Annotated in this window: 3 protein-coding genes and 1 pseudogene; 2 read left to right on the top strand and 2 right to left on the bottom strand. The window is 71.9% G+C overall.

Annotation, left to right across the window (positions count from 1 at the left end; all coding sequences use genetic code 11):
• The first annotated feature begins 418 nt into the window (after positions 1 to 418).
• A complete protein-coding gene (locus tag B7767_RS47450; RefSeq protein WP_218775829.1) occupies positions 419 to 2,002 on the top strand; it encodes a cellulose binding domain-containing protein in 1,584 nt (527 codons plus the stop codon).
• A gap of 63 nt (positions 2,003 to 2,065) precedes the next feature.
• Here B7767_RS47450 and B7767_RS30295 read toward each other — a convergent pair whose 3' ends face one another.
• Together B7767_RS30295 and B7767_RS30290 are read right to left on the bottom strand one after the other, a co-directional pair.
• Positions 2,066 to 2,488, bottom strand: coding sequence for a DUF350 domain-containing protein (locus tag B7767_RS30295; protein ID WP_085574939.1), 423 nt, complete (start codon positions 2,486 to 2,488; stop codon positions 2,066 to 2,068).
• A gap of 170 nt (positions 2,489 to 2,658) precedes the next feature.
• Positions 2,659 to 3,006: pseudogene (locus B7767_RS30290) on the bottom strand (phosphotransferase); the annotation flags it as partial.
• A 220-nt stretch (positions 3,007 to 3,226) separates the two neighbouring features.
• Here B7767_RS30290 and B7767_RS30285 point away from each other — a divergent pair.
• On the top strand, positions 3,227 to 3,493 hold a 267-nt coding region (locus B7767_RS30285), incomplete at its 3' end, for a hypothetical protein (protein ID WP_085574940.1).

The raw sequence follows: 3,493 nt of genomic DNA, 5'->3' as shown, positions 1-3,493 counted from the left end.
CCCCGGACCCGGCCCGAGCCGGCACGCCCGGTACGGGAGCGCGCCCGCGTGGCCTGACCGGGGCGCGGGGCGGCTGCGCCGTGGTCAGGCCACGCGGGCGCGCTCCCGTGGCCGAATTCATGTCCTGCGGACGATCGAGGCGACAGCACGGTCGCAAGTCGTGCGAAAGTTTCGCTCACCGTACCCTGTGCCGACATGGTGCTTTGGGGTGAGGTCTTCGGCGTCAGGGCGGATGGCGTGCGGCTTCCGGCTTTCGACAGGGATTCGAAAGGGTCAATCTGAAACGGACCCGGCGGCGTCGTTGTCATGCCCCTGAAGACGTTTCTAGCCTGGGAGCGCTCCCACTCCTCTGGAGGTACCGATGCGCTTCCCCTGACACCGGGCCTGGACCTGGGCCTGGGCCGCCGCGGTCTTCGCGGTGGCCGTGAGCCTGGCCGTCGCCGCTCTCCTCCCGCGGCCGGGCGCCGCCGACACCCTCGTTCCCGTCGCGGCGGAACCCGGCGTCGAGGACGACGGCGCCGACTGCGCCGTCCCCGACACCGGAGCTCTCACCTCCGTCTCCAGGCTCCCCGACCCCTTCCGGAAACTGGACGGCACGCGCATCTCCACCCGGTCCGACTGGCGCTGCCGGCGCGCGGAGATCCGAGAGCTGGCGGAGAGACACGTCTACGGGCAGAAGCCCGCCAGGCCCGAGAGCGTCACGGGCACGGTGTCGCGCACCGGCATCACGGTGCGGGTGACGCACCAGGGCAGGAGCGCGAGCTTCTCCGCGAGCGTCGACCTGCCGAGCGGTACCGGCCCGTTCCCCGCCGTCGTGGTGCTCGGAGGGCTGGGCGCGGACACCTCCACCATCAAGGGCGCGGGCGCGGCCGTCATCTCCCTCGACCCGTACGCGCTCGGCAAGGAGGGCACATCCCGCAGCAACAAACAGGGCGCGTTCTACAGCCTCTACGGCTCCTCCAGCAGCACCGGCCTGCTCATGGCCTGGTCATGGGGGGGGAGCCGGGTCATCGACGTCATCGAGCAGTCCGACGGCAGCGTGCTCCGCGCGGACGCCACCGGCGTCACCGGATGCTCACGGTTCGGCAAGGGCGCCTTCGTGGCCGGCGCCTTCGACCAGCGCATCGCGCTCACCATGCCGGTCGAATCGGGCAGCGCCGGCACCGGCGTCTTCCGCGGCATCCCGGGTGAGAGCGGCGCGCAGCCGCTGAGCAGCGCCTACTCGGAACAGCCCTGGCTGGGCGACGCCTTCGGCTCCTTCACCGGCAGCCCCGCCACCCTCCCCGTGGACACCCACGAGATCGTCGGCCTGGTCGCGCCGCGCGGGCTGCTCGTCATGGAGAACCCGCACGTCGACTGGCTGGGTGCCCGGTCGGGCAGCGTGGCGGCGCTGGGCGGCGCCGAGGTCTACAAGGCGTTGGGCGCGGGCGGCGACATCAGCTACTGGTCCGACGTACAGGACGGCACCCACTGCGCGGCCCGGCCGGAATGGCGCACGCCGCTGCAGCAGAACATCCAGAAGTTCCTGCTGAAGTCCGGCAGCTCCTCGGGGGTGTTCAGGATCTCCCCGGCCAAGTCCGGTGACCTCTCCGCCTGGCGGGACTGGCAGACCCCGAGCCTCGCCGACGGCGGCACGAGCGGAGGCGGCACCGGCGGAGACACAGGGGGAGACACCGGCGGCGGTCCGGGCACGCCGGGCGACTACTGCACCGCCACCTACCGCACGGTCGACAGCTGGTCCGGCGGCTTCCAGGGCGAGGTGACCGTACGCAACGACGGCAGCGGCGCCCTCGACGGCTGGACCGTCGGCATGACGCTCGCGTCCGGCCAGTCCATCAGCAGCCTCTGGAACGGCCGGAACACCGGGACCGGCGGGGCGGTCACGGTGCGCAACACCGACTGGAACGGCTCCCTCGCGCCGGGCTCCACGACCACCTTCGGCTTCACGGCCACCGGCAGCTCCTCGACGGTGCCGACCACGCTCACCTGCGACCGTCCGTGAAACGCCACCGCCCGGCCTCCGCGTCCCGGAACGCGGAAGCCGGGCGGTACGGAGACGCCCTCGTCAGGCGATGGACGCCGAGATGACGGCGGACACCGCGAGGTTGCAGGACGCCGTCACCCAGACCGCCGGATGGGGTTCGGTCTCGACCAGCGTGGCACCCAGCCGTCCCGGAGTGATGAGATCCACCACCAGGAACGCCACGGCCATCATCACCAGCCCCAGCACGCCGAACGCGGCGGTCGACACCAGTCCCTTGCCGAAGTCCTCGTACGTGGTCCAGATCGACGTGAAGACGATGCCGCCGATGCCGAGCAGCGAGGAACTCAGCACCACCGAGGCGTTGCGGTTGCGCTCCTGCCAGATCTGCCGGCCGAGCTTTCCGGGCGTCAGCACGTCGACCAGGACGATGCCGAGGACCAGCAGAACCAGGCCGAGTGCGCCGTAGGCGGTGGCCCGGCCGATTCCGTTGACGATGTCGCTCATGGGGTTGCCGGCTCCGTAGCGTGAGAGATCGTGAGTGATCGCGGTCAAGGGCGAGCAAAATGTAGCGCACCCGTTCGAGATGCCGGTCCGGAGCCCCGTCACGTCCTCCGGCCGATGTCGTCCGCGCGGGCGACGAAGCGGGCGGCGCCGCCGCTGATCCGGTAGTAGAGGAAGACAGCGCTCGCCGGACCCACCGCACGGCCCCGGGCCTGCTCGGGCGAGAGATGGCCGGGGGAGCCCACCACGGAGCCGTCGGCGGTGAGCGCGGTCGCCCCGACCGCCCGGGCGGTCCCGAAGTCGATCAGCCGGGGACCGCCGACGGTGAGCAGCACGTTCGCCGGTTTCACGTCCCGGTGCACCAGTCCGGCCGTGTGCACGTCGTCCAGCGCCTACGCCCACGCGGCGCCCAGCGGACGGAGGCGCCTGTCGGTCCAGGGCCCGAGGCGGGCGATCGCCTCGGCGAGCGAGGGGCCCGGCACATGGGCGGTGGCCGGCCACGGGGAACCAGCAGCAGCGTCCCCGCCACCACGGCCACGACCGGTCTGTGCGCGACCATGTCACCGCCCCCGCTCCCCAACGGCCGGTTCCCTGCGAAGGCAGTGTGACGCGACGCGGCGCGGACGGGTAGCAACTCAACTGATTACAAAGGAAGTTGCTCGATCCATCGGCCGGAAGTCATGCCCGCGCACATCCGGGGCATCAGATGTCCACCGGACGGACCGAGAAGGAGAACCAGCCATGAGCAGGGGCAGTCGCACTCTCACCGCCATGTACATCGCCGTCGCCCTCTGGCTCTCCTTCTGCACCGTACGCACCTGGGGCACCGTCCCCCTCTGGACCACCCTCGCGATGGCGGTCGCCTCGCTCGCTCCCGTGGCCGGTGTCGTGCGGGAGACCGTCATCGCCGACGAACGGCGCGCCGTCGCCGTCCTGCGGGAACGGGAGGGGCGCCGGGCCGCGTGGCGCGACGCGGCGGCCGCCGCGCTCGCCCGGGCCGAGGTGGAG

Origin of the sequence: Streptomyces sp. 13-12-16, assembly GCF_002114215.1 — a bacterium.
GTDB lineage: Bacteria > Actinomycetota > Actinomycetes > Streptomycetales > Streptomycetaceae > Streptomyces.
Note: the sequence above shows the minus strand (reverse complement) of the source record. Positions and strands in the feature narration are given on the sequence as shown.